Origin of the sequence: Candidatus Pelagibacter sp. HIMB1782, from assembly GCF_052047475.1 — a bacterium.
GTDB lineage: Bacteria > Pseudomonadota > Alphaproteobacteria > Pelagibacterales > Pelagibacteraceae > Pelagibacter.
Genome location: NZ_JBNAKE010000001.1, coordinates 118,198 through 140,322, shown reverse-complemented (window position 1 = coordinate 140,322; position 22,125 = coordinate 118,198). Strand labels below are relative to the sequence as shown.

Below are 22,125 nucleotides of genomic sequence, written 5' to 3'. Positions count from 1 at the left end.
TAATTAAAAGTACATTTGCAAATGAAGAATGTACAAAAACAAAAAAGGGCAAACAAAAGTTTGCCCTTTTTTTTTAGAGATGAATTTAAAGTCTCTTTTGTAATTATTTTTATATCTGTAGCATTATTAATCACTACTTTTACCTTTGATATTGTTCCTCCAATTTTAAATAGAGGAATACAACCTGCAACATTTCCAAAAGCACTTTTGGTTTTAATAATAGTTATGACTTTATTGATCTATTATTTAGCAACCAAAAATCCTTGGAAGGTTCAAAAAAAATTACCTAAATCATTCTTTTTAACACTTTCAAGTTTTGTGATTTTTTTAGTAATTTCAAAAACTTTAGATTTCTTTTTAGCAATTTCAGTTTTATCTATTTTTGTTTCTTATTGTTGGGGAGAGAAAAGAATATTTTATTTATTACTTGTTGGAATTATATTTCCTGTGATTGTCTTTATTTTCTTTGAAACAATTTTAGGTCTAAGATTTCCACCTGGAATTATAACTAACATTTATTATAGCTAGATGGATAATTTATTATTAATGATGGCTCCTTTGTTTAGCTCAAAGCTATTATTAGTTTTATTTTTTGGAACTTTGTTTGGATTAATTTTAGGAGTGTTACCTGGTTTAGGTCCGACAACTGGCGGTGCATTAATTTTACCTTTTACAATGACACTTGATCCATTGTCAGCAATTGTATTGTTAACTTCTATTTATTGTGCAGGTACTTATGGCGGTGCGATAACAGCAGTTTTAATTAATACACCTGGAACCCCAGCTGCTGCAGCAACTTGTTTAGATGGTTATCCTTTGGCACAAAAAGGAGAAGCTGGAAGAGCGTTAGGAATGGCTACTGTTTCAAGTACAGTTGGAGGTATTTTTAGTGTTGTAATACTTGTCTTTTTTGCACCTATATTGGCTCAGCTTGCATATGAATTTGGTCAACCAGAATATTTTGCATTAGCGATCTTTGGTTTAACGATGCTTGCATCAATTGGAGAAGGGAGCCCTATTAAGAATTTGATTGCAGGTGCATTTGGAATTTTAATTTCAACGGTTGGTAAAGATTTTATGACATCAATTGATCGTTTTACTTTTGGAATTAACGAGTTAACTGAAGGGATTGGTTTTATACCAGTAGTGGTTGGTTTATTTGCAATGAGTGAGATGTTAACCCAATCAACTTTAATTAATCAGGTATTCAACAGAATAGCTTTAAAAGCAATTAAACTTCCAAGCAAAGATGATTATAAAAAAACTTGGAAAACAATTTTAAGATCAAGTGGTATTGGTTCTTTCATTGGAGTATTGCCTGCAGAAGGTGGAACAGTTGCTTCATTAATTGGATACTCAGAAGCAAAAAGATTTTCAAAAAAACCTGAGGAATTTGGAAAAGGATCTATTGAAGGTATTGCTGGTGCTGAAGCTGCAAACAATGCAGCAACTGGTGGGGCGATGGTTCCAACTCTTGCACTAGGAATTCCTGGTAGTGCAACAACAGCTGTAATTTTAACTGGTTTAATTATACATGGGGTTAGACCTGGACCTGATTTATTTAGAGAACAACCTGATTTTTTATATGGAATTTTTGGCGCAATGTTAATTGCTAATGTTTTGTTCTTTATATTTGGTTTTTTTGGTGCAAAAATTTTTGCAAGAATAACATTGGTACCTAATAAAATTCTATGGCCGATGATTTTTGCAGTTTCAGTTTGTGGAACCTATTCATTGAATCAATCTATAATTGACGTTTGGATAATGCTATTTTTCGGTGTACTTGGTTTTTTTATGAGAAGATATGGTTTCTCAGTTGTACCTGTGATCATTGGGTTAATTTTAGGTGAATTAGTAGAAGGTACCTTAAGACAATCTCTAGTTATATTTGATGGAAATTGGTTAATGTTTTTCACAAGACCAATAGCTTTAACATTCTTTATTTTATCTTTAATTGCTTTAGCTTTTCCTTTAATAAGAGCAAAAAAAATTAAAAAATAAAGATGATTAAATTTGATTTAAATAACAGAGTGGCAATTGTAACAGGTGGAGCCCAAGGATTTGGATTAGCTATCACTGAAAGATTTATCGCGTCTGGTGCTAAAGTAGTAATTTGGGATATAGATGAAGGTGAAGCCAAAAAAGCATTAGAAAAAGTAAATTCTGAAAATTTAACTTATCAAATAGTTGATGTGAGCAACTATGAAACAATTAATTCAAAATTATCTGAAGTTGAAAAATCTCATGGTAAGATCGATATCTTTATTAATAATGCAGGTGTAGCAGGTATGAATACTACTGTTGCAGAATACCCTATAGAAGAGTGGAACAAAGTAATTAATTTAAATTTAAATGCAGTCTTTTATTGTTGTAAAGCAGTTGTTCCATTTATGGTTAAGAATGACTATGGAAGAATTGTTAATATTGCATCTATTGCAGGTAAGGAAGGAAATCCAAATGCAAGTGCTTACAGCACTTCAAAAGCAGGAGTTATAGGTTTAACTAAATCTTTAGGTAAAGAACTTGCCCAAAAAAATATTGCAGTAAATTGTGTTACTCCAGCTGCAGCAAAAACTAGAATTTTTGATCAAATGACTGAAGAGCATATAAATTATATGCTTTCAAAAATACCAAGAAATAAATTTGCTAAGGTAGAGGAATTAGCTTCTTTAGTTGCTTGGTTATCAAGCGAAGAAAACTCTTTCTCAACAGCTGCAGTATTTGATCTAAGCGGTGGTAGAGCAACCTACTAATAATTATGCAAGTAGGTATAGACGTTGGTGCAACAAAGATAGAGAGTGTTGTACTTGAAAAAGATGGACAAGAAAAACACAGATCAAGAATAGCATGTCCAAAAAATTATACTCAAATTATTACCGCAATAAGAGACATTCATAAAAAATTAGAAGAAGAGTTTAGCCAAGAACTTCCAATTGGAGTTTGTCATCCAGGAGTTCACTCTCCTCAAACAGGGTTGGTTAAAAACGTTCCCAACATCAGTTGGTTAGAAAAAAAACCTTTTCAAAATGATCTACGTAAAGCACTTGGAAAAGAAGTGTTTTGTGAAAATGACGCAAATTGTTTTGCTTTATCAGAAGCGATAGATGGAGCAGGGAAACACTACAAGATTGTTTATGGAATTATTTTAGGATCTGGAGTTGGGGGTGGTTTAGTAATTGATAAAAAAATAGTAAGTGGTCCTAATGGTGTTGCCGGAGAGTGGGGTCATAATCAAATTCCCTATTTCGCTGCAAAGAAAGAAAATTTCGACTCGAGCAATCCAAGAGAAGCAGAGATTGAGAGTTTTTTATCTGGATTAAGTTTGGCTAAAAGATTTAAAAAACTTTATGGAAGAAGTTTAAAAACAAATGAAATTTTTGAATTAAATAGAAAACATGATTTGGACGCAGAAAGATTTATAGATGATTTTAAAGTAAATTTAGCAATGTCACTTTCAAGTATAATAAATATTTTAGATCCAGATGCTTTTGTTTTTGGAGGTGGAGTTTCAAACGAAATTGATTTCCTACATGAAATAGATTCACTGGTAAGAAAATTTGTAATTGGCAGAGAATACGAAGGTGTTTTTTTAAAACCAAGATATGGTGATGCTAGTGGTGTTAGAGGTGCTGCAAGATTAGGAAGAAGCGCGACATATTAGATTTAAATATAAATTAGAAAAATTCTAAATTTTAAATACAAGCAAAGAAGCGAAAAAAATTTAAAAAAAAAAAATCAATTAAAAGTTGTATTTATATTTTTTGTTATGATCTTTACTCAAACTAGGTATATTTCGTTTTTTAAATTAATTTAAAAACATAAAAAAAAGGGAGAAATAATGAAAAAACTTATACTTTCGATTGCAGCTCTTGCATTATTTGCAACTTCTGCGTTCGCTGAAAGATATGTCATGATTACTCATGGTGAAGGAAAAGATCCTTTTTGGCCAGTAGTTCAAAAAGGTGGTGAAGATGCAGCTAGAGCAATCGGTGCTGACTTCGAATATATCTACAACCCTTCTGCTGATATGGCTGATATGGCAAGCTCAATTCAAGCTGCTGCAGCTACTCAACCAGATGGTATGGTAATTTCTTTACCAGATCCAGATGCATTAGGCCCAGCTATTAAAGCTGCTGTTGCTGCTGGTGTTCCAGTGATTACAATGAACTCTGGTTTAGAGTCATCTGCTAGCCTAGGTGCTTTAATGCACGTTGGTCAGCCAGAATTACTTGCTGGACAAAAAGCTGGTGAAAGAGCAAAAGCTGAAGGTGCTTCTAAAGCACTTTGTATGATTCAAGAAGCATACAACACAGCTCTTGTAGACAGATGTGAAGGTTACGGTTCTGCTGTTCCTATGCAAATGACTGATACTACATCTGACCCTGCAACTATTCAAACTAGAGCAACTGCTGCTTTACAAGCTAACAGCGATATCGATGCGATCCTTTCAGTAGGACCACACGTGTGTGAAGCTGTTGATAAAGCTTTAGCTGATCTAGGTATGACAGTACACCACTCTTGCTTCGACTTAAGTCCTGCAGTTATGGATTTAATTGGATCTGGAAGAGTTGCTTTCACTATCGATCAACAACAAAGATTACAAGGTTATATGCCGATCATCGTATTACACTTGTACAACAACAGTGCTGGACTTTTACCAGGAGCTAACATCCCATCAGGACCTGGCTTCGTTGACAAGTCTAACGCTTCTTCAGTTGCTGCTTTAGCAGGTATTGATAGATAGTCTGTAATAATTTAAAGGGTCGATTATTCAATCGGCCCTTTTTTTTTAACAAAATTAATAAGTCTTTTATAAATGAACACATCAACATCAAAAAAGCCAAGACAAGAGTCAGACCGACAAGGTGAAAAAAAATGGTACTCTGCATTTATGTCTCGTCCAGAAGTTGGACCTTTTGGAGTTATGGTTTTACTTTTTTGTATGTTGGGATACTTCTCTATTCCAGAAGGACAATTTTCTCTTAACCCTTTCTCTGGTGAAGGATTTAACGCTTTAGGAATTAGAAATAATTTTAGGGTAATTGCACAATTAGGAATTGTTGCACTTGCTGCTGGAATGTTAATCATTGCAGGTGAATTTGATCTTTCTGTTGGTTCAATGATCGGTTTTGCCGGTGGTTGTATGGCAATGATACTAAAATGGGGTTTTGCTGTTGTTATTCCTTACATATCTTTTGAAGGTGGTTTTCATTTTGAAGGATTTACATTATTTAAAATTCAAGATGTATCTCCATTATTAGCAATATTAATTACATTATGTATGACATTATCCTTTGGATGGATACAAGGATGGATAATTGTTAAGAGTGGAATATCTTCTTTCATCGTTACACTAGGTGGACTTTTCTTCTTAAGAGGTTTAACTGAGGTATCATACAGAGCATTTAACAAAGCTCCTGATCAAACTGCTGGATCAACAACTGTTACAGATTTACCAGATATTAAAAATATTATAAATGTACCAGGTCATGGAGAAATGGAAAGAGACGCGGCTAAATCTTTACCAAATGACCAATTATTAGAAATTCTTAGCACTGTGCCAGCTAGCACGGTTGCAAAATTAACAGAACGATTAACATATATTAACGAAAAAGTTGCAGCTTACAAAACTGCTATGAATGCTGAAAAGATGATTGCAACTTTAGAAAAGTCATTAGCTGGGGCAAAAAAATCTGGTAATGACTCAATGGTTGAAATTTTGACAAAGAAAATTGAAGCTGGTGTTAATGTTCCTGAAGTTGCAGCAAAAGCTGTTACTGATATCGATATAGCAAAAGCTTATATCGACACGATAGTTACTGCAAGGCCTGTAGCTAATTTCTTTGGTGGAGACATTATGGAACCAGTGTTTAACTGGCTATATTATACTGTAGATTGGAACGTAAATAACTTTGGAAATATATTCGCTAAAGGGATGTATTCTTGTTTGATGATTTGGGGACTGATTGCATTTATTTGTTATTTAATTTTAAGTAAAACTCAAGCAGGTAACTGGATTTATTCAACTGGTGGAAATCTTAATGCTGCAAAAGCTAATGGTGTTCCAACGAATAAAGTTAAGATTTCATTATTTATGTTTACTGCATTCTGCGCAACTATGTTTGCGGCTTGTCAGGTATTTGAAGTTAACACAGCAGATACAGCTAAAGGTAATTTAAAAGAGTTAGAAGCAATTGCTGCAGCGGTTATTGGTGGTGTTGTTTTAACTGGAGGTTTTGGAACCATTGGTGGAATAATTCTAGGTACAATTATCTTTGGAATTGCAAAAGAAGCTTTCTTTTATATTCCTGGAATTGATGGATCGTTCTACAGGGTGTTCCTTGGAGCAGTTCTTGTTACCGCAGCCTTTACTAATGAGAATATAAGAAAACGAATTATGGGAAATATCTAATGGATAAAAAACCATTAATTGAAATAAAAAACTTAGTAAAAAAATTTGGAGCATTTACTGCTTTAAATGGTGTTTCATTAGATGTTTATCCAGGTGAAGTTCACGCATTGTTAGGTGATAATGGTGCTGGAAAATCAACTTTGATCAAAGTGTTATCTGGTGTTCATCCTATGACAAGTGGAGAAATAAAAGTAGATGGAGAAAATGTTAACTTTACTTCACCACGTCAAGCATCTGATGCAGGTATTGGAACAGTTTATCAAGATTTAGCACTTAATGCTTTAACATCAGTAACGAGAAATTTTTTTCTTGGACGTGAATTAATAAAAGGTCCTGCTGGATTTGGTTTAATGCAAATGGATGAAATGGATAGAATAACAATAGAGGAAATGTCTAAAATTGGAATTAATATTGCAAACCCTAATCAGCCAGTTGGAACAATGTCAGGTGGACAAAGACAAACATTGGCAATTGCAAGAGCAATTTACTTTGGTGCAAAGATATTAATATTAGATGAACCTACATCAGCATTAGGTCAAAAACAGCAAATGGAAGTTTTAAAGACAATTAAAAAAGTTCAAAATTTAGGAAATATTGCAATTATACTTATCACACACAATGAAATTCATGCGCGTCTTATAGCTGATCGATTTACTTTTTTAAGTTTAGGAGAGGTAATTGGTTCAGGATTGTCTTCAGAACTGGGTAATGAAGATGTGAAAAGATTGATGGCGGGTGGTGCTAAAATTGGCGATCTAGCTAAAGAATTAGAGTTATAATTTTTTTTATTTTTTTTTAATTTTTTTTCACTTAAAATTTATCTATGCGTAAATTCTCTAGAGATACTTTTAATATCACCAAAGCTATAAACGAATTAATGCATGAATCTGGAGTTATCGTTATTGAAAATGCATATAATTTAAACGATATCAAAGAAGCAAGAGAGATTGTTAATCATTTTGCTGATACTCAGGAGCAAAAAGAAACTCACTTTAATGCTGAAGCTGAAGCATCTAATAAAATTAAACTACAGCAAAGAATATGGAATTTATTTGGTAAAGGAGAGGTTTTTAGTAAATTAATAACAAATGACATTATTTTCAGCTTAATGTCTAAACTTTTAGGTTCAGAGTTTTTTTGTGGATCTTACTGTGCAAGTAGGTTGTTACCAGGATCTATAGGTCAAGAACTACATATCGATTATCCATATTGGGATTTTTATAATAGTGAGACTTTTCCGATGGGTCTTAATAGTTCATTTGCACAAAACTGTCAGGCCACTATACCTCTAGATATTTGCTCAGAAAAATCAGGAGCAACCGCATACATACCAGGATCACAAAAGAAACTACACTATCCAAATGAAAATGATGACTTTTCAAACAAACAACAAATGATTGCTAATCCTGGTGATTTAGTTTTTTTCAATGGTAACTGTTGGCATGGAGCATCACCAAATAAATCAGATCACCAAAGAGCAGCATTACTGATAGAGTTTCTTCCAAAGTATATAAAACCAGTTGAAGATTTAGTTACTTATTTATCGGAAGACTTCAAAAATAATTCAAATTCAAAAGTGCGACAGCTTTTAGGATTAAATTATGAATATCCAAAAATTATGGATGCGAGTAAAAAAATAAATAATATTGGTTTAGGTTATAAAGCTAAATAAAATCTATATTTTTATTTTAAATTCTTTATAATTACTAAAATAAACAGAATTTAAATTATTAAATTTATAAAATTTTTAAATATCACTATTTAGAAAATTAAAGAGTATTTATAACTGTCGGAGGATTAAAAAGATGAAAGTAAAATATTACGATTTAGAAAATAAAAGAGTATTTGTTACAGGTGGAGGATCTGGAATTGGGGCTTCCATAGTTGAACATTTTTGTGAACAAGGTTCAGAAGTTTACTTTATAGATATTAATGTATCAGAGTCTGAAAAATTAATTGAAGATATAAAAAGCAAAAAATATTCAATACCAACTTTTATTGAATGTGATTTGTTAAATATAAAACAACTGCAAAAGACAATTGCAGATATTATTGATCAAAAAGGTCCAATTGATATTTTAATCAATAACGCGGCCAATGACACAAGACACAAAATTGATGATGTTACAGAAGAATATTGGAATGAGAGAATGAATGTAAACTTAAGACATTATTTTTTCACAGTACAATCAGTTAAAAAATCAATGATTGAAAATAAAGGTGGTGTAATTGTTAATATGGGATCTTCTTCATGGATGGTTGGACAAGGTGGCATGGCTGCTTATACAGCAGCTAAATCTGGTGTAGTTGGTTTAACCAGATCATTTGCAAGAGATTTAGGAGAATTTAATATTAGAGTTAATTCAGTAGTTCCAGGATGGGTATTAACACAAAGACAAATCGATCTTTGGTTAAATGAAGAGTCTGAAAAAGATTTGATGAAAAATCAATGTTTAAAAGCGAGATTGTTACCGCATGAACTTGCTCAAGCAGTGTTGTTTTTTTCATCAGAACAATCTGGTGGATGTACAAATCAATCTTACATTGTTGATAAGGGCTGGTTGTAAAACGCTTTGTGAAAGTACAAAGTTCTACGATAGAAAATAAATATTTAAGAGTTAAATCAATTAATATCGGTGCTTGCTTGTATGAGGTTTATGACAAGCAAAAGAAAATTAATTTAATCTTAAATTTAGGTTCTTTAAAAAATTACAATAGTAAAAATTTTTATGTAGGTGCTACTTGTGGTAGGTATGCAGGAAGAATATCAAATTCGAAATTTAAGATTAAAAATAAAATTTTTAAACTCGATGGCAATGAAGGTAGAAATACACTACATGGAGGAAAAATAGGATTTGATAGATTGGAATGGAAAATTAAACATCATTCAAAAACTAAAATTATTTATCAATTGTTATCTAAAAATTTAGATCAAGGTTTCCCAGGGGACTTAAATTCAGAGTGTATTTTTGAAATTAAAAATAAAAGTTTAATTATCAAATACCAATATAAATCAAATCAATTTACTCACGTCAGTTTAACGAATCATAGTTACTGGAATTTAAATAAAAATAAAAAAGAGACAATTTTTAATCATGATTTAAAAATTAACTCAGAAAAGTATCTTGAAGTAAACAATAAATTAATCCCAACTGGTAAATTTAAAAAAGTCAAAAACACTATAAATGATTTCAATAAGTTTAAAAATATTGGAGAAAAAATAGATTATATAAAAAACAAAAATTTAAAAAAATCATCTAACAAAATTAATGCATTAGGATTTGATTTAACATTTTGTGTTAAAAAAAATTCTAAAAATTATTTAGCCTCTTTAAAAAATAAAAAAACTAATATTCAATTAGACTTTTACTCAAATCTTCCTGGAGTACAGCTCTATACTAGCCAAGGTTTGAGATATAAAAATAAACTTGCTCCTTACCAAGGAGTTTGCTTAGAAACTCAGCACTATCCAGATGCACCAAATAATAAAAATTTTCCAAGTACTTTAATTAAACCTAAAAAACTTTATAAGTACTTTACAAAAATAAATATTTCATAAAATGAATAAAAAAATAAACATATCGATTGTTGGAACTGGTTTAATGGGATTGCAACACATAAAGGCAATTTCAAAATCTAATAAAGCCAATCTTCATTCAATAGTTGATATTAGTAACAATTCAAAAAATTTATCAAAAAAATATAAAATCCCGTTGTATTCAAATGTAGAAGAACTTTTAAACTCACAAAATTTGGATGCAGTAATTGTAGCTACTCCAAATCAACTTCATGAAAAACATACAGTCAGTTTTTTAAAGAAAAAAATTCCAGTATTATTAGAAAAACCTATCTCAGATAATATTAATTCAGCTAAAAAAATTATTAGTAGCGCTAATAAAAATAAAACGCCGTTATTAATTGGTTATCATCGAAGACATAATTCAATTGTATCAAAGGTAAAGGAGTTAATCGATAAAGGAAAATTAGGAAACATTGTTTCAGCAAATGTCTTGTGTTGGCTTTATAAACACAAAGCTTATTACAAAGAAAAATGGAGAATTAGTAAAGGAGGAGGGCCTTTAGGAATTAATTTAGTCCATGATATCGATATGATTTGCTACCTACTTGGATCTATTAAATACGTTCAAGCATTTACAACTAATAAAACTAGAAAATTTGCAGTTGAAGATACAGCAACTATTAGCTTAATTTTTAATTCAGGTGCGCTATGTACATTAAATTTGTCAGATACAATTGTTGCTCCATGGAGTTATGAATTAACTGCAGGAGAAAATCCTGCTTATCCTATAACTAATCAATCTGCATATATGATTGGTGGTACTAAGGGATCATTGCAATTTCCTAATTTAAAATATTGGTTCTATAAAAATGAGCGAAGTTGGTGGAATAAGATATTTGTTAACGAAGATAAAAACAAAAAAGACGATAGTACTTTAGTTAACCAAATTGATCATTTTGCTGATGTAGTATCTAAAAAAGTTAAACCAAAAGTTAATGGTAATGATGGTTTAATCTCTCTAAAGATTTTTGCTGCAATAACCAAAAGCGCAAAAACTGGTAAGAAGGTTAAGATTTAAAGATTAGCTAATATTGAATTAGAACATTTTAAGGTATCAGCATCTCCACCCAAGTCTTTAGTTCTATTTTCTTTTTCACTTAAAGATGTTTCAATAGCTTCAACAATTGAATTAGAGGCTTCTTTTTCTCCCAAATAATCTAACATCATTGCTCCTGACCAAATTTGTCCTACAGGATTAGCAATACCTTTTCCTGCAATATCAGGCGCTGAACCATGAACTGGTTCAAATAAAGATGGAAATTTATTTTCAGGATTAATGTTTCCAGATGGAGCTATTCCAATAGTTCCAGTGCAAGCAGGTCCTAAGTCTGAAAGAATGTCTCCAAATAAATTAGATGCAACAACAACATCAAACCATTCTGGGTTTAGTACAAATCTAGCAACCAAAATATCAATATGATATTGATCTGTTTCAATATCAGGATAATTTTCTTTCATTGCATTAAAACGTTCATCCCAAAACGGCATTGTAATTGAAATGCCATTTGATTTTGTTGCATTTGTTAATTTTTTTCTTTTTCTTTGTTTTGCTAATTCAAAAGCAAATTTTTGAACTCTATCTATTCCATGGGCAGACATGATAGTTTCTTGAATAGCTATTTCTCTATCAGTATTTTTAAACATTCTTCCACCAACAGAAGAGTATTCACCTTCGGTATTTTCTCTAACAATTAGCATATCAATGTCACCTGGTTTTTTATTTGCTAACGGAGGATTAATTCCAGGAAACAATTTTACCGGTCTAAGATTGATATACTGATCAAATTCTCTTCTAAACTGAAGTAAGGATCCCCATAACGATATATGATCTGGAACTTGATCTGGCATACCAACAGCGCCAAAGAATATTGCATCATGTTTTCCTAATTTTTCCTTCCAATCATCTGGAAGCATTTTTCCATGTTTTTCATAATAATCACATGAAGCAAAATCATATTCTGTAAAATTTATTTTAAATTGATGTTTTTCAGCAGCGTCTTTTAATACTTTTAAGCCTTCAGGAACTACTTCTTTTCCTATTCCATCTCCTGCTATTGATGCAATGTTATATTCTTTCATAGGTTGATTTTTATACTTCAAAAATACAATAATTTATAATGTTAAATTATTTTTAAAGACATAAACCTTCATTGTTTTGACATATTTTATTTGTTAGTTTTGATTATGAAAAAAATACTTCTTTTAATATTCTTTAGCTTCTTTTTTGTTTCAAATTCAAATGCCGCATGTGATGATCCATTAACAGATGGTGTAGATTATTCTAAATGCAGATTTTCAGATGCACAAGATCTACAAGGTAGTTATTTACCTAACTCTAATTTATCTTTTGCAAGTTTTGTGCAAGTAAATTTAGATAAAAGTATTATGATGAATTCAAATTTATCTTTTGGAACTTTTCCAGAATCTACATTTGTTAGAGCTAATCTTTATGAAACAATTAGTATTGGTGGCAATTTTGAAAAAACAAATTTCACTAATGCGAATTTAACTAGAGTTGATTTCATGGGAGCAACTCTAATTGAAGCTAATTTTCAAAATGCTAATTTAATGGAAGCAAATTTTACATCTGCAAACATTACTAATGCAAATTTTGAAAATGCAAATCTGATTGGTGCTACTTGGACTAATGGTAAGACATGTGGTCCAGACTCAATTGGAACCTGTATTGAGCAATAAGATATGAACACTTCAGTTAATACTGATGATGTTATTTTTAATTTTTTCAAACAAATCTGTGATGAAAAAGATGATCAAAAATGTGTTGAGCTTGGGAAAGAGTGGATAAAAGCAATGGAAACCAACCTTTCTTCTATGGAAGCAAATCTAAATGGGGCTGATTATCTAAAACATAAAGACGATATTCAAAGTAACCGCGATCATTTAAATAGCCTAAAAAATAAGAATTCTACAGAGTGGAGAGAGTATGCTACTCAGTGTATGATTGAAATAATGAATCATAAAGGTCAACAATAATGAGTAATCAAGAAAGAGTATTTTTAATTATTTGTGCTTCTTTAATTATTTTTACTCTTCATTATTTAATTGAAAAACACTTCTTTTAATAAGAACTAGATCTTGCCCACTTATTAATATTTCCGTCTTTAGCTTTTTTATTTATCTCTTTAAGTTCAGATTTAGAAAATTTTAAATTATTTAAGCTTTCAATATTTTCTTTAATTTGTTTTACACTACTTGCTCCAATTAAAGCTGTAGTAACTGCTTTGTTGTTTAACACCCAAGCTAAAGCCATTTGCGATAATCTTTGACCTCTTTTTTTAGCAATTTGATTTAAATCTGAAATTATCTTTATGTTTCTTTTAGTTATGAAACTTTTATCTAGTGCAGATTTTGGATCACTTGCTCTTGATGCTTTTGGAATTCCTTTTAAATATTTATCCGACAACATACCTTGCGCTAATGGTGAAAAAGCAATAGTTCCAATTCCTAATTTAATTAAATTTTTATCTAAATCTTTTTCAAACCATCTATTTATTAAAGAGTAAGAGGGTTGATGGATAAATATTTTAATGTTTCTTTTCTTTAAAATATTAAACATCTCAATTGTTTTCTTTGAAGAATAAGAAGAAATACCAATATAAAGAGCTTTACCAGATCTATAAATAAGCTCTAAAGCATCCGCTGTTTCCTCTAATGGTGTATTTGGATCAAATCTATGTGAATAAAATATATCTACATATTCTAATCCCATTCTTTTTAAACTCTGATCACAGCTTGCAATAATATATTTTTTTGAACCCCATTCACCGTAAGGTCCTTCCCACATATCATAACCTGCTTTAGATGAGATGATTAATTCATCTCTATATCTTTTAAATTCTTTACTTAAAATTTTTCCAAAATTAGCCTCAGCACTTCCTGCTGGTGGACCATAATTATTTGCTAAATCAAAATGAGTAATCCCTGAATCAAAAGAATAAAACAACATCTTCTTTGCTTCAGATGTAAGTTGTTTACCACCAAAATTATGCCAAAGACCAAGGCTTATCAAAGGTAGATCAACACCACTCTTCCCACATCTTCTATATTTCATATTGGAATATCTTTTTGGTGATGCCTTGTAGTTCATAACTCTTAATATAACTTAATATTTTAGTTTAAAAACATAAAATTAAATATATATTTAAAACAAAGGGGTGTCTTAACAGACTGAGATTAAACCCTACGAACCTGTCCGGTAATTCAGAAAGGGATAAAATGGATAACACATACTTTTTAAGTCAATCATCATCATTAACATTAGTAATTATTATTAGTTTGGTATTTGCTGCATTAGGAATTTATCATTCTAAAAAATTCCAAGGAATAAGTAACTATTTAACAGCAAATAGAAATATAGAATTATTTTCATTAACAACAAGTCTTGTTGCATCTGCTTTAGGAGCATGGATTTTATTTGGCCCTGTTGCTGCTGCTACATGGGGAGGAATAGGGGCTGTTATTGGTTATGCACTTGGTACAGCTTTTCCTATGATTTTCTTAATCTATTTTGGAAGAAAAATTAGATCAGAATTTCCAAAAGGCTCATCTCTAATTGAGTTTATGAGAAAAAAATTTGGAAAAAGTTTATTTAAACTGATTTTGTTAATGACAATTTTTTACATGTTTATTTTTCTTTGTGCAGAGGTGACAGCTGTTGCGGTTTTGATAAATTATTTATCAGGTACAGATCTTTGGATCACTGCATTAATTGTGCTTTTAGCAACTTTAACGTACACACTTTATGGCGGATTAAGAGCTTCTATTTTTACTGATAATATTCAAATGATAGTAATTGGCTTTCTTTTATTAATCCTAATTTTGATTATCAGTTCATCAACAGGGGATAACTTTTCATTTGCATTGATTAAAGAAAAAAATCCACAATTGTTAAGTTCATCTTATATTCCAAGTTATACAGCTGGGTTAACTTTTTTTATAGCTGTTGCTGCTACAAATTTATTTCACCAAGGAAATTGGCAAAGGGTTTATGCTGCTAAAGATTACAATACTTTAAAATCAGCATTGATCATTTCTTTTTTTGTAATTGTTCCAATAGTTTTTTTAATGGGTTTTATTGGAATGGTGTCGTTTTCTATTGATCCTTCAGCAAGAGCTGATTTAGGATTTTTTACTTTATTGTTAAAAGAACAAACCGAAATGCTTTCCTTAATTATTATTATTCTTGGATTAGCTTTAACAATTTCAACAGTTGATACATTGGTTAATGCTATATCAAGCTTGTTTGTTGTTGATGGTAAAGCAACTTTTAATTTAGATAAAAAAACAGATTATTTAAAAATTTCGAAATACTTTATTGTATTTTTATCGTTAATTGCATTTGGTGTTGCATCAAAAGGATTTGATATTTTGTATTTATTTTTACTTGCAGATTTATTTTGTTGTGCGTTTGTGTTCACAGTCTTTTACAGTTTTTACAACAAGGTAAATGAAAAAACTGCTTATGTTTCAATTATAATTGGTTTAATTGGTGGATTTTTAATGTTTCCTTATCCAGATTTTTCTAAGAGTTTATTAGTTGGGGGATTGATGTCTAAAGATCTATTTTCACCTTTTGTTGCACAATCTTTATTATTCTTATCATTTGTTGTTGCAACTTTTTTGCCAGCAGTAATTTTGAAATTGAAAAGTAATTAATTTAGATCACTGAATTTAAAGCATCATAAATAAGTTCTTTGGTTGTCTCACCAATACTTCTGTAAACTTCTTTATTGTCTTTAAAAATTAAAAGTGTTGTTTGATATTGAACATTAAAAAATTTAGCAATTTCCTTATTAGTCACATCAAATTTAAAGTATTCAATATTATCAAAATCATTTTTTGCTTTATCAAGAACTTTCATTTGACTAGCACAAGATGTGCAATATTTAACCCAAGAACTAACCACTACAACTTTTCCATCCGCTAAAGCCTTATCAAACAGATCTTTAGTATAAGTTGTTTCTTTAGCCATCCCATTAGTAGTGAATGCAAAGATAAAACAGATAAATACAAAAATTTTTCTCATTAATCGTGGGTTGTAAACAAATTTTAAAATATTGTAATACAATAAATTGTCTCTATATATGCCTAGTTCATGTCAGATCAAATAAGCATAAATAATCTATCAAAAGTCTACGATAATGGCTTTGAAGCCTTAAAGAAAATAAACCTAAACATTAAAAAAGGTGAAATTTTTGCAATGCTTGGACCAAATGGTGCAGGTAAAACTACCCTTATAAGTATTATTTGTGGAATCGTTAGACCATCTTCAGGAAAAGTTACTGTAGATGATTTTGATATCATTGATGATTACAGAGAAACAAGATCCAGAATTGGATTAGTGCCACAAGAATTAACCCTAGAACAATTTGAAACAGTTTTTAACAATGTTTCATACTCGAGAGGTTTGTATGGAAAAAAACCAGATCCAAAACATATTGAAAAAATTTTAAAAGACTTAAGCTTATGGGATAAAAAAGATTTAAGATTAAGACAGTTGTCTGGAGGAATGAAGAGGCGGGTATTAATTGCAAAAGCATTGTCTCACGAGCCAACTATATTATTTTTAGATGAGCCAACAGCTGGTGTTGATGTTGAATTACGTCAAGACATGTGGAAGGTAGTTGAAACTCTAAGAAAAACTGGTGTTACAATTATTCTTACTACTCATTATATTGAAGAAGCTGAAGCAATCGCAGATAGAGTGGGTGTAATCAATCAAGGAGAAATTATTGTTGTTGATGAAACAAAAGAATTATTGAAAAAAATGGGACATAAAAAACTTACAGTAGATCTTCAAGAAGAAATCACTGAAATCCCAAGCAGTTTAGATAAGTATAATTTAGAAATTGGAGAAGATAAAAAATCAATCAATTACACATATAATGTTAGAGCTAAAAGCACTGGAATAACTAACTTGTTACAAGATTTAAAAGATGCAAATTTAAAATTACAAGATTTAAAAACTGAACAAACTACTTTAGAGAAAATATTTGTGACATTAGTAAAGGAGAACAATGAAGTTTAATTATTACGCATTTAGAGCAATGTACTTGCATGAAATGGACAGATTTAAGAGAACATTGATGCAATCATTGTTTTCACCAGTTCTATCAACCTCTCTATATTTTATTGTTTTTGGATCTGTAATTGGTGGTTATGTAGAAAAAATTGATGGAATTAGTTATGGATCTTTTATTGTTCCTGGTCTTTTGATGTTAACGTTGTTAACTCAATCAATCAGCAACACTTCATTTGGGATATTTTTTCCAAAATTTAATGGAACTATTTATGAAATTTTAGCTGCACCAATTTCAACTTTTGAAATTGTTTTAGCTTTTGTGGGAGCTGGCGCTACTAAAACTCTTATTGTTGGATTAGTTATATTTTTAACATCAACTTTCTTTGTTGAGGTTCAAGTAATGTATCCATTGTTAATGATATTTTTATTAGTATTAGTAGCATTTACATTTGCTCTATTTGGTTTTTTAATTGGTTTAATGAGCTCTAATTTTGAGCAAATGTCTATCATTCCAACTTTAGTTATTACGCCAATGGTATTTTTAGGTGGTAGTTTATATTCTTTAGATATGTTGCCTGAGTTCTGGCAAACAGTTACTTATTTTAACCCAGTTGTTTATTTAATTAATGGTTTAAGATTTGCCTTTTATGGTGTTTCAGATTTCAATATTTGGGTGAGTGTTATTTCAATGGTAGTATTTTTGATGTTATGTGTAACTGTGGTTACAGTTCTATTGAAAAAAGGATACAATATTAAATCTTAGCTACTAGCTATTTTCTTTTTTGGATCGTAAAAAGGTTTTTCTACTATTGTAGCTGAATATTTTCCTTCGTGAGTTTCTATATCTAATTTATTACCTAATTCTGAATGATTAACTTCAATCATTGCAAGTGCAATATTCTTTTTTAATCTAGGTGAATATACAGCTGAAGTTACCTTACCAATTTTCTTGCCATCTTTTTCAATCGGCCAAAAAGTTGTGTTTGGTCCTGATAAAGGATCACAATCAATGATAAGACCAACTTGTTTTCTTTTAATTCCTTCTTGCTTTATTTTTTTTAGAGCTTCTTTACCTATAAAATTGATATCACTATCTAAATTAACTAATCGATCAAAGCCTAATTCAAATGGATTTGTATGGATATCTGCATCTGCGTGATAAGAAAGCATACCGCCTTCAATTCGTCTGATAGAAGATGTATGACCAGGTTGAAGGCCGTGTTCTTTACCAGCTTCCATTATTTTTTCATAAAGTTCATTACCTCTTGAGCCATCTCTTAAATAAATTTCATAACCAAGTTCACTTGACCAGCCAGTTCTTGATACAATTAAGGGAATTCCATCAAGTTGATATTCTCTTAACCAATAATATTTAAGATCTCTGATATCTTCACCAAATAGTTTGACCATTATTTCTTGTGAGGTAGGGCCTTGTAACTGTAGAGGGGAAACATCTGGTTCAGATATCTTAACATCTAAACCTGAGTTAACTGCAACACCTTGTGCCCATAACAAAACATCACTATCAGCTAAAGATAACCAAAAATGATTTTCAGCCAGTCTTAATAAAACTGGATCATTTAAAATTCCACCATCATTATTTACAATTAAAACATATTTACATTGTCCAACTGATAACTTTGAAAGATCTCTAGGAGTTAAAAGCTGAGTAAATTTATATGCATCAGGACCAGTGATCTCGACCTGTCTTTCGACTGCAACATCACATAAAATTGATTTTTCAATAAGGTTCCAAAAATTTTTCTCAGGACTTCCAAAATCCCTTGGAATATACATGTGATTATATACAGAAAAACCTGTCGCTCCCCATTTTACAGTAGCATCGAAATAAGGAGATTTTCTAATCTGTGTTCCAAAACCAAAGTTCTTATCAGACATTTGAGAGCCTTAACAGTCTGAGTATTAATTACAAATAAAAAAAATAGCCCTAATAATTAAGGGCTACTAAAAAAAATGGAGAGGGAAAGTATTTTTTTTAAAACTGTTCAGATTCAGTAGATCCAGCCATTGCTGTTGTCGAGCTTTGGCCGCTACTAATAGTATTTGATACTGCATCAAAATAAGATGTACCAACTTCTCTTTGGTGTTTAACGCTAGTATAGCCATCTTTTTCTCTAGCAAATTCTTGTTGTTGAATTCTAGAATATGCAGCCATACCTTCTTTTCTATATTTCTCAGCAAGCTCAAAGATTGCAATGTTTTGAGTATGAAAACCAGCAAGAGTAATGAACTGGAATTTGTAACCCATTTTAGCAATTTCTTGTTGGAATGAAGCAATCTCGTCATCACTTAAATGTTTTTTCCAATTGAATGATGGAGAACAATTGTAAGCTAATAGTTTTCCAGGAAACTTTTCATGAATTGCATCTGCAAATTTTTTAGCTTCAGCTAAATTAGGAGTAGCTGTTTCACACCAAATTAAATCAGCATACGGTGCATAAGCCAAACCTCTAGAGATAGCTTGTTCAATTCCATCTTTAACATAATGAAATCCTTCTGGAGATCTTTCACCAGTTAAAAATGGTTTATCATTTTCATCAAAATCATTTGTAATAAGTTTTGCTGCATTAGCATCAGTTCTTGCTAATATAATTAATGGAACTTCTGCAATATCGGCAGCTAATCTTGCAGCTTTTAAGTTCTTGACCATTGTACCAGTTGGAACAAGAACTTTTCCACCCATATGACCACATTTCTTTTCACTAGCTAATTGGTCTTCAAAGTGAACACCTGCAGCACCAGCTCTTATAAATTTTTTAGTTAATTCAAATACATTTAATGGTCCACCAAAACCTGCTTCACCATCAGCTATAATTGGAAGCATATAATCAACTTTTTCCTCAGGTTTCATATCACCATCTTGCATTTCCATATGTTGAATTTGATCTGCTCTAATTAAAGAATTGTTCATAGACTCAACTAACTTAGGAGCACTATCATAAGGGTATAAAGATTGATCTGGATACATTTCTCCAGCAGTATTAGCATCTGCTGCAACTTGCCAACCACTTAAATATATTGCTTTTAATCCAGCTTTTGCATGCTGAACAGCTTGGTTGCCTGACAAAGAACCAAGTGTATTAACATAAGCTTCAGTATTTAATAATTTCCAAAGTTTTTCAGATTGATTTTTGCAAAGTGAGTACTCAATTTTAATTGAACCTCTTAATCTCTCCACTTCTTCATCAGTGTAGTCTCGTTTGATACCAGCATATCTTTTTAACTCATAAGAGATTTTCTCTGCACTCATTATTTATAATCCTTTGTTGAAGAAAATTGAAAAAGTAGAATTAGTTACTATCGTTTAAAGCGTCGATTAGTTCACTCATCCCACTTGAACCCCAATCACAGTGATCATCTCTCATGTAAATTCCTTTATTATGATGGTGATCTAAATCCTCTTTTTTGATGATTTGAGCTTCATTTTCTGTGTTTTTTAAGTTTTTATCCATATAAGTCATATATTTTACAAAATTTACAAAATCTATAAAAAACGTTAAAAAGCTTTGTAAATAGGGAAAAAATATTGTAAAAATAAATTTACAAAATTTACAAATAGTAAAATGAGTCAAATAGATCTTAAAATAGGGCCAAAAATAAGAGCTTTTAGAAGACAACTTGGACTGCAAGCTAACAAATTAGCTGAAGATTTAAGTATTTCTCCTAGTTATTTAAACTTAATTGAAAGCGGTAAAAGAAAAATAGATGGAGATTTACTCTTAAATGTTTGTGAAAAACTAAATATCCAATTATCAGATCTTACATCAAAGACAGATATCAATCTTCAAAATACAATTTCAGAAATTTTAGATGACACTTTATTTGAAGACTTAGATATTTTAGGTCCGGAAGTAAAAGATCTAGTAAGTACCAATCCAAAGATTGGAAAAGCTATCGTTAGATTAGGAGATATTCTTAAAAAAAAAGATCATGAATTAATAAGTAAGATTGAAAAAATTTCAGGTAAAATTGTAGATAATAGAAAAAATTCTTTCCCTGGAGAGGTTGTTGTTGATTTTTTTCAAGAGAATAAAAATTATTTTCCGAAGTTAGAAGAATTTGCAAATAAAGTTTTTAACAAAATTCAAAAAAATAATCGAACAAGATATTTATCTTTGTGCGATTATTTACAGTCAGAATATTCAATAACCGTAAAAGATGTTATTCCTGATGAGAACAAACCATTTTCAAAAATTTATAACAAAAATAAAAAAGAGTTATTGCTTAGTGATTATAGCTCCATTGAAACAAAAAAATTACATGCAGCATCACAAGTTGCACAAATGGGCGCTATTAAAGATGTTGAATATTATTTAACTAAATTTAGTTTTCCATCAGAAGAATCAAAAAAACTTACTAAAGTTGCTTTGTTAAATTATTGTGGTGCTGCAATTTTGATGCCATACAAATTATTTCATTCTGAATGTAAAAAATTAAAATATGATTTAGAACTATTACAAAATACATTCGCAACTTCATTTGAACAAGTAGCCCATAGAGTTACATGTTTGCAAGATCCAAAACTACCAGGTATCCCATTTCATTTTTTAAGAGTTGATATGGCTGGAAATATCTCAAAAAGATTTTCTTTATCTGGAATTGATATTCCAAGATATGGTGGAGCTTGTCCAAGATGGAATGTTTATACTGCATTCACTACACCAGGAGTTTTACATACAGCAGTTAGTAAAATGAATAATGGTGAAAAATATGTTTGTATTGCAAAAACTGTAGAAAAAGGAATTGGAAGATTTGGACAATCTAAAAATGTATTATCGATTGGTTTAGGTTGTGAAGCAAAATATGCAAAAGATTTTATTTATACTGAAAATATGAATATTAATGATAAATCAACGGAAATTCCTATTGGTGTTTCATGTAGAACCTGTGACAGATTAGATTGTTCACAAAGAGCATTTCCACCACTACATAAAAAATTTGATGTTGACTTAAATAGTCGTGGGGTTTCTGTTTATGTCAGTGACGATAAATCTTAAATTATGATTAAATATATTTTACCTGCCATAATAATTTTTCTGATCGTATTATTTTGGGAAAAAATAACTGATT

At 30.6% G+C, this 22,125-nt stretch carries 23 protein-coding genes; 17 read left to right on the top strand and 6 right to left on the bottom strand.

Annotated features, from left to right (window positions below; all coding sequences use genetic code 11):
• Positions 1-21 precede the first annotated feature (21 nt).
• From ACTTAO_RS00775 to ACTTAO_RS00725, 11 genes are all read left to right on the top strand, one after another.
• Complete coding sequence (locus ACTTAO_RS00775; protein WP_440651198.1) at positions 22-528, top strand: tripartite tricarboxylate transporter TctB family protein; 507 nt, start codon at positions 22-24, stop codon at positions 526-528.
• Positions 529-2,001, top strand: coding sequence for a tripartite tricarboxylate transporter permease (locus ACTTAO_RS00770; RefSeq protein WP_440635000.1), 1,473 nt, complete (start codon positions 529-531; stop codon positions 1,999-2,001).
• Between the two features lie 2 nt (positions 2,002-2,003).
• On the top strand, positions 2,004-2,753 hold the full coding sequence (locus ACTTAO_RS00765; protein ID WP_440690393.1) for an SDR family NAD(P)-dependent oxidoreductase: 750 nt from the start codon (positions 2,004-2,006) through the stop codon (positions 2,751-2,753).
• Between the two features lie 5 nt (positions 2,754-2,758).
• Complete coding sequence (locus ACTTAO_RS00760; RefSeq protein ID WP_440690391.1) at positions 2,759-3,661, top strand: ROK family protein; 903 nt, start codon at positions 2,759-2,761, stop codon at positions 3,659-3,661.
• A 177-nt stretch (positions 3,662-3,838) separates the two neighbouring features.
• On the top strand, positions 3,839-4,744 hold the full coding sequence (locus ACTTAO_RS00755; RefSeq protein ID WP_262589451.1) for a sugar ABC transporter substrate-binding protein: 906 nt from the start codon (positions 3,839-3,841) through the stop codon (positions 4,742-4,744).
• A 72-nt stretch (positions 4,745-4,816) separates the two neighbouring features.
• Positions 4,817-6,412 carry an ABC transporter permease gene (locus ACTTAO_RS00750; protein ID WP_440690389.1) on the top strand — a complete coding sequence of 532 codons (1,596 nt, stop codon included), beginning with the start codon at positions 4,817-4,819 and terminating at the stop codon, positions 6,410-6,412.
• A complete protein-coding gene (locus ACTTAO_RS00745; protein WP_440618597.1) occupies positions 6,412-7,191 on the top strand; it encodes an ATP-binding cassette domain-containing protein in 780 nt (259 codons plus the stop codon). The genes ACTTAO_RS00750 and ACTTAO_RS00745 overlap by 1 nt, the downstream gene beginning before the upstream one ends.
• A 44-nt stretch (positions 7,192-7,235) precedes the next feature.
• Positions 7,236-8,084, top strand: a complete 849-nt coding sequence (locus ACTTAO_RS00740) for a phytanoyl-CoA dioxygenase family protein (RefSeq protein ID WP_440690386.1) — start codon at positions 7,236-7,238, stop codon at positions 8,082-8,084.
• 133 nt (positions 8,085-8,217) lie between these two features.
• Positions 8,218-8,979 (top strand): SDR family NAD(P)-dependent oxidoreductase, encoded by a 762-nt coding sequence (locus ACTTAO_RS00735; protein WP_440690384.1) that lies wholly within the window; start codon positions 8,218-8,220, stop codon positions 8,977-8,979.
• A gap of 8 nt (positions 8,980-8,987) precedes the next feature.
• Positions 8,988-9,971: an aldose epimerase family protein gene (locus ACTTAO_RS00730; protein WP_440690382.1), complete on the top strand. Its 984-nt coding sequence runs from the start codon at positions 8,988-8,990 to the stop codon at positions 9,969-9,971.
• 1 nt (position 9,972) lies between these two features.
• Positions 9,973-11,010: a Gfo/Idh/MocA family protein gene (locus ACTTAO_RS00725; RefSeq protein ID WP_440690380.1), complete on the top strand. Its 1,038-nt coding sequence runs from the start codon at positions 9,973-9,975 to the stop codon at positions 11,008-11,010.
• On the opposite strand, the gene ACTTAO_RS00720 is transcribed toward ACTTAO_RS00725, so the two are convergent.
• Complete coding sequence (locus ACTTAO_RS00720) at positions 11,007-12,071, bottom strand: tartrate dehydrogenase (RefSeq protein WP_440690378.1); 1,065 nt, start codon at positions 12,069-12,071, stop codon at positions 11,007-11,009. The two genes, ACTTAO_RS00725 and ACTTAO_RS00720, sit on opposite strands and share 4 nt — an antisense overlap.
• Positions 12,072-12,176: 105 nt before the next feature.
• Here ACTTAO_RS00720 and ACTTAO_RS00715 point away from each other — a divergent pair, with 105 nt between their 5' ends.
• Entirely contained in the window at positions 12,177-12,689 is a 513-nt protein-coding gene (locus ACTTAO_RS00715) for a pentapeptide repeat-containing protein (RefSeq protein WP_262589441.1), read from the top strand.
• A gap of 3 nt (positions 12,690-12,692) precedes the next feature.
• Positions 12,693-12,986, top strand: a complete 294-nt coding sequence (locus ACTTAO_RS00710; RefSeq protein ID WP_262589440.1) for a hypothetical protein — start codon at positions 12,693-12,695, stop codon at positions 12,984-12,986.
• Positions 12,987-13,071: 85 nt separating this feature from the next.
• Here ACTTAO_RS00710 and mgrA read toward each other — a convergent pair whose 3' ends face one another.
• A complete protein-coding gene (mgrA, locus tag ACTTAO_RS00705; protein ID WP_440690376.1) occupies positions 13,072-14,100 on the bottom strand; it encodes an L-glyceraldehyde 3-phosphate reductase in 1,029 nt (342 codons plus the stop codon).
• Between the two features lie 128 nt (positions 14,101-14,228).
• Between mgrA and ACTTAO_RS00700 the strand changes: the two genes are divergently transcribed.
• Positions 14,229-15,668, top strand: coding sequence for a sodium:solute symporter family transporter (locus ACTTAO_RS00700; RefSeq protein WP_440690374.1), 1,440 nt, complete (start codon positions 14,229-14,231; stop codon positions 15,666-15,668).
• Between the two features lies 1 nt (position 15,669).
• Here the strand turns inward: ACTTAO_RS00700 and ACTTAO_RS00695 are convergent, their stop codons facing one another.
• Positions 15,670-16,038, bottom strand: a complete 369-nt coding sequence (locus tag ACTTAO_RS00695; RefSeq protein ID WP_440690372.1) for a thioredoxin family protein — start codon at positions 16,036-16,038, stop codon at positions 15,670-15,672.
• 69 nt (positions 16,039-16,107) lie between these two features.
• Between ACTTAO_RS00695 and ACTTAO_RS00690 the strand changes: the two genes are divergently transcribed.
• Together ACTTAO_RS00690 and ACTTAO_RS00685 are read left to right on the top strand one after the other, a co-directional pair.
• The gene (locus tag ACTTAO_RS00690) at positions 16,108-17,040 is read left to right on the top strand and encodes an ABC transporter ATP-binding protein (protein WP_262589436.1); all 933 of its coding nucleotides are present in this window, start codon (positions 16,108-16,110) and stop codon (positions 17,038-17,040) included.
• The gene (locus ACTTAO_RS00685) at positions 17,030-17,797 is read left to right on the top strand and encodes an ABC transporter permease (RefSeq protein ID WP_440690370.1); all 768 of its coding nucleotides are present in this window, start codon (positions 17,030-17,032) and stop codon (positions 17,795-17,797) included. The genes ACTTAO_RS00690 and ACTTAO_RS00685 overlap by 11 nt, the downstream gene beginning before the upstream one ends.
• On the opposite strand, the gene ACTTAO_RS00680 is transcribed toward ACTTAO_RS00685, so the two are convergent.
• The 3 genes from ACTTAO_RS00680 to ACTTAO_RS00670 all read right to left on the bottom strand — a co-directional run bounded on the left by ACTTAO_RS00680 (position 17,794) and on the right by ACTTAO_RS00670 (position 20,507).
• Complete coding sequence (locus ACTTAO_RS00680; protein WP_440690368.1) at positions 17,794-18,933, bottom strand: glycine cleavage T C-terminal barrel domain-containing protein; 1,140 nt, start codon at positions 18,931-18,933, stop codon at positions 17,794-17,796. The two genes, ACTTAO_RS00685 and ACTTAO_RS00680, sit on opposite strands and share 4 nt — an antisense overlap.
• Positions 18,934-19,030: 97 nt before the next feature.
• Entirely contained in the window at positions 19,031-20,305 is a 1,275-nt protein-coding gene (gene aceA, locus ACTTAO_RS00675; protein ID WP_440690365.1) for an isocitrate lyase, read from the bottom strand.
• Between the two features lie 40 nt (positions 20,306-20,345).
• Complete coding sequence (locus tag ACTTAO_RS00670; RefSeq protein ID WP_262589431.1) at positions 20,346-20,507, bottom strand: hypothetical protein; 162 nt, start codon at positions 20,505-20,507, stop codon at positions 20,346-20,348.
• Between the two features lie 111 nt (positions 20,508-20,618).
• Here ACTTAO_RS00670 and ACTTAO_RS00665 point away from each other — a divergent pair, with 111 nt between their 5' ends.
• Positions 20,619-22,052 (top strand): helix-turn-helix domain-containing protein, encoded by a 1,434-nt coding sequence (locus ACTTAO_RS00665; RefSeq protein WP_262589430.1) that lies wholly within the window; start codon positions 20,619-20,621, stop codon positions 22,050-22,052.
• Positions 22,053-22,125: the final 73 nt, after the last annotated feature.

Coding starts and splice junctions, on each gene's coding strand:
- ACTTAO_RS00690 (WP_262589436.1), top strand. CDS start 16,108: ATGTCAGATCAAATAAGCATAAATAATCTATCAAAAGTCTACGATAAT.
- ACTTAO_RS00665 (WP_262589430.1), top strand. CDS start 20,619: ATGAGTCAAATAGATCTTAAAATAGGGCCAAAAATAAGAGCTTTTAGA.
- ACTTAO_RS00695 (WP_440690372.1), bottom strand. CDS start 16,038: ATGAGAAAAATTTTTGTATTTATCTGTTTTATCTTTGCATTCACTACT.
- ACTTAO_RS00745 (WP_440618597.1), top strand. CDS start 6,412: ATGGATAAAAAACCATTAATTGAAATAAAAAACTTAGTAAAAAAATTT.
- ACTTAO_RS00755 (WP_262589451.1), top strand. CDS start 3,839: ATGAAAAAACTTATACTTTCGATTGCAGCTCTTGCATTATTTGCAACT.
- ACTTAO_RS00720 (WP_440690378.1), bottom strand. CDS start 12,071: ATGAAAGAATATAACATTGCATCAATAGCAGGAGATGGAATAGGAAAA.
- ACTTAO_RS00670 (WP_262589431.1), bottom strand. CDS start 20,507: ATGGATAAAAACTTAAAAAACACAGAAAATGAAGCTCAAATCATCAAA.
- ACTTAO_RS00700 (WP_440690374.1), top strand. CDS start 14,229: ATGGATAACACATACTTTTTAAGTCAATCATCATCATTAACATTAGTA.
- ACTTAO_RS00725 (WP_440690380.1), top strand. CDS start 9,973: ATGAATAAAAAAATAAACATATCGATTGTTGGAACTGGTTTAATGGGA.
- ACTTAO_RS00740 (WP_440690386.1), top strand. CDS start 7,236: ATGCGTAAATTCTCTAGAGATACTTTTAATATCACCAAAGCTATAAAC.
- ACTTAO_RS00770 (WP_440635000.1), top strand. CDS start 529: ATGGATAATTTATTATTAATGATGGCTCCTTTGTTTAGCTCAAAGCTA.
- mgrA (WP_440690376.1), bottom strand. CDS start 14,100: ATGAACTACAAGGCATCACCAAAAAGATATTCCAATATGAAATATAGA.
- ACTTAO_RS00715 (WP_262589441.1), top strand. CDS start 12,177: ATGAAAAAAATACTTCTTTTAATATTCTTTAGCTTCTTTTTTGTTTCA.
- ACTTAO_RS00735 (WP_440690384.1), top strand. CDS start 8,218: ATGAAAGTAAAATATTACGATTTAGAAAATAAAAGAGTATTTGTTACA.
- ACTTAO_RS00775 (WP_440651198.1), top strand. CDS start 22: ATGAAGAATGTACAAAAACAAAAAAGGGCAAACAAAAGTTTGCCCTTT.
- ACTTAO_RS00765 (WP_440690393.1), top strand. CDS start 2,004: ATGATTAAATTTGATTTAAATAACAGAGTGGCAATTGTAACAGGTGGA.
- ACTTAO_RS00760 (WP_440690391.1), top strand. CDS start 2,759: ATGCAAGTAGGTATAGACGTTGGTGCAACAAAGATAGAGAGTGTTGTA.
- ACTTAO_RS00680 (WP_440690368.1), bottom strand. CDS start 18,933: ATGTCTGATAAGAACTTTGGTTTTGGAACACAGATTAGAAAATCTCCT.
- ACTTAO_RS00710 (WP_262589440.1), top strand. CDS start 12,693: ATGAACACTTCAGTTAATACTGATGATGTTATTTTTAATTTTTTCAAA.
- aceA (WP_440690365.1), bottom strand. CDS start 20,305: ATGAGTGCAGAGAAAATCTCTTATGAGTTAAAAAGATATGCTGGTATC.
- ACTTAO_RS00685 (WP_440690370.1), top strand. CDS start 17,030: ATGAAGTTTAATTATTACGCATTTAGAGCAATGTACTTGCATGAAATG.
- ACTTAO_RS00750 (WP_440690389.1), top strand. CDS start 4,817: ATGAACACATCAACATCAAAAAAGCCAAGACAAGAGTCAGACCGACAA.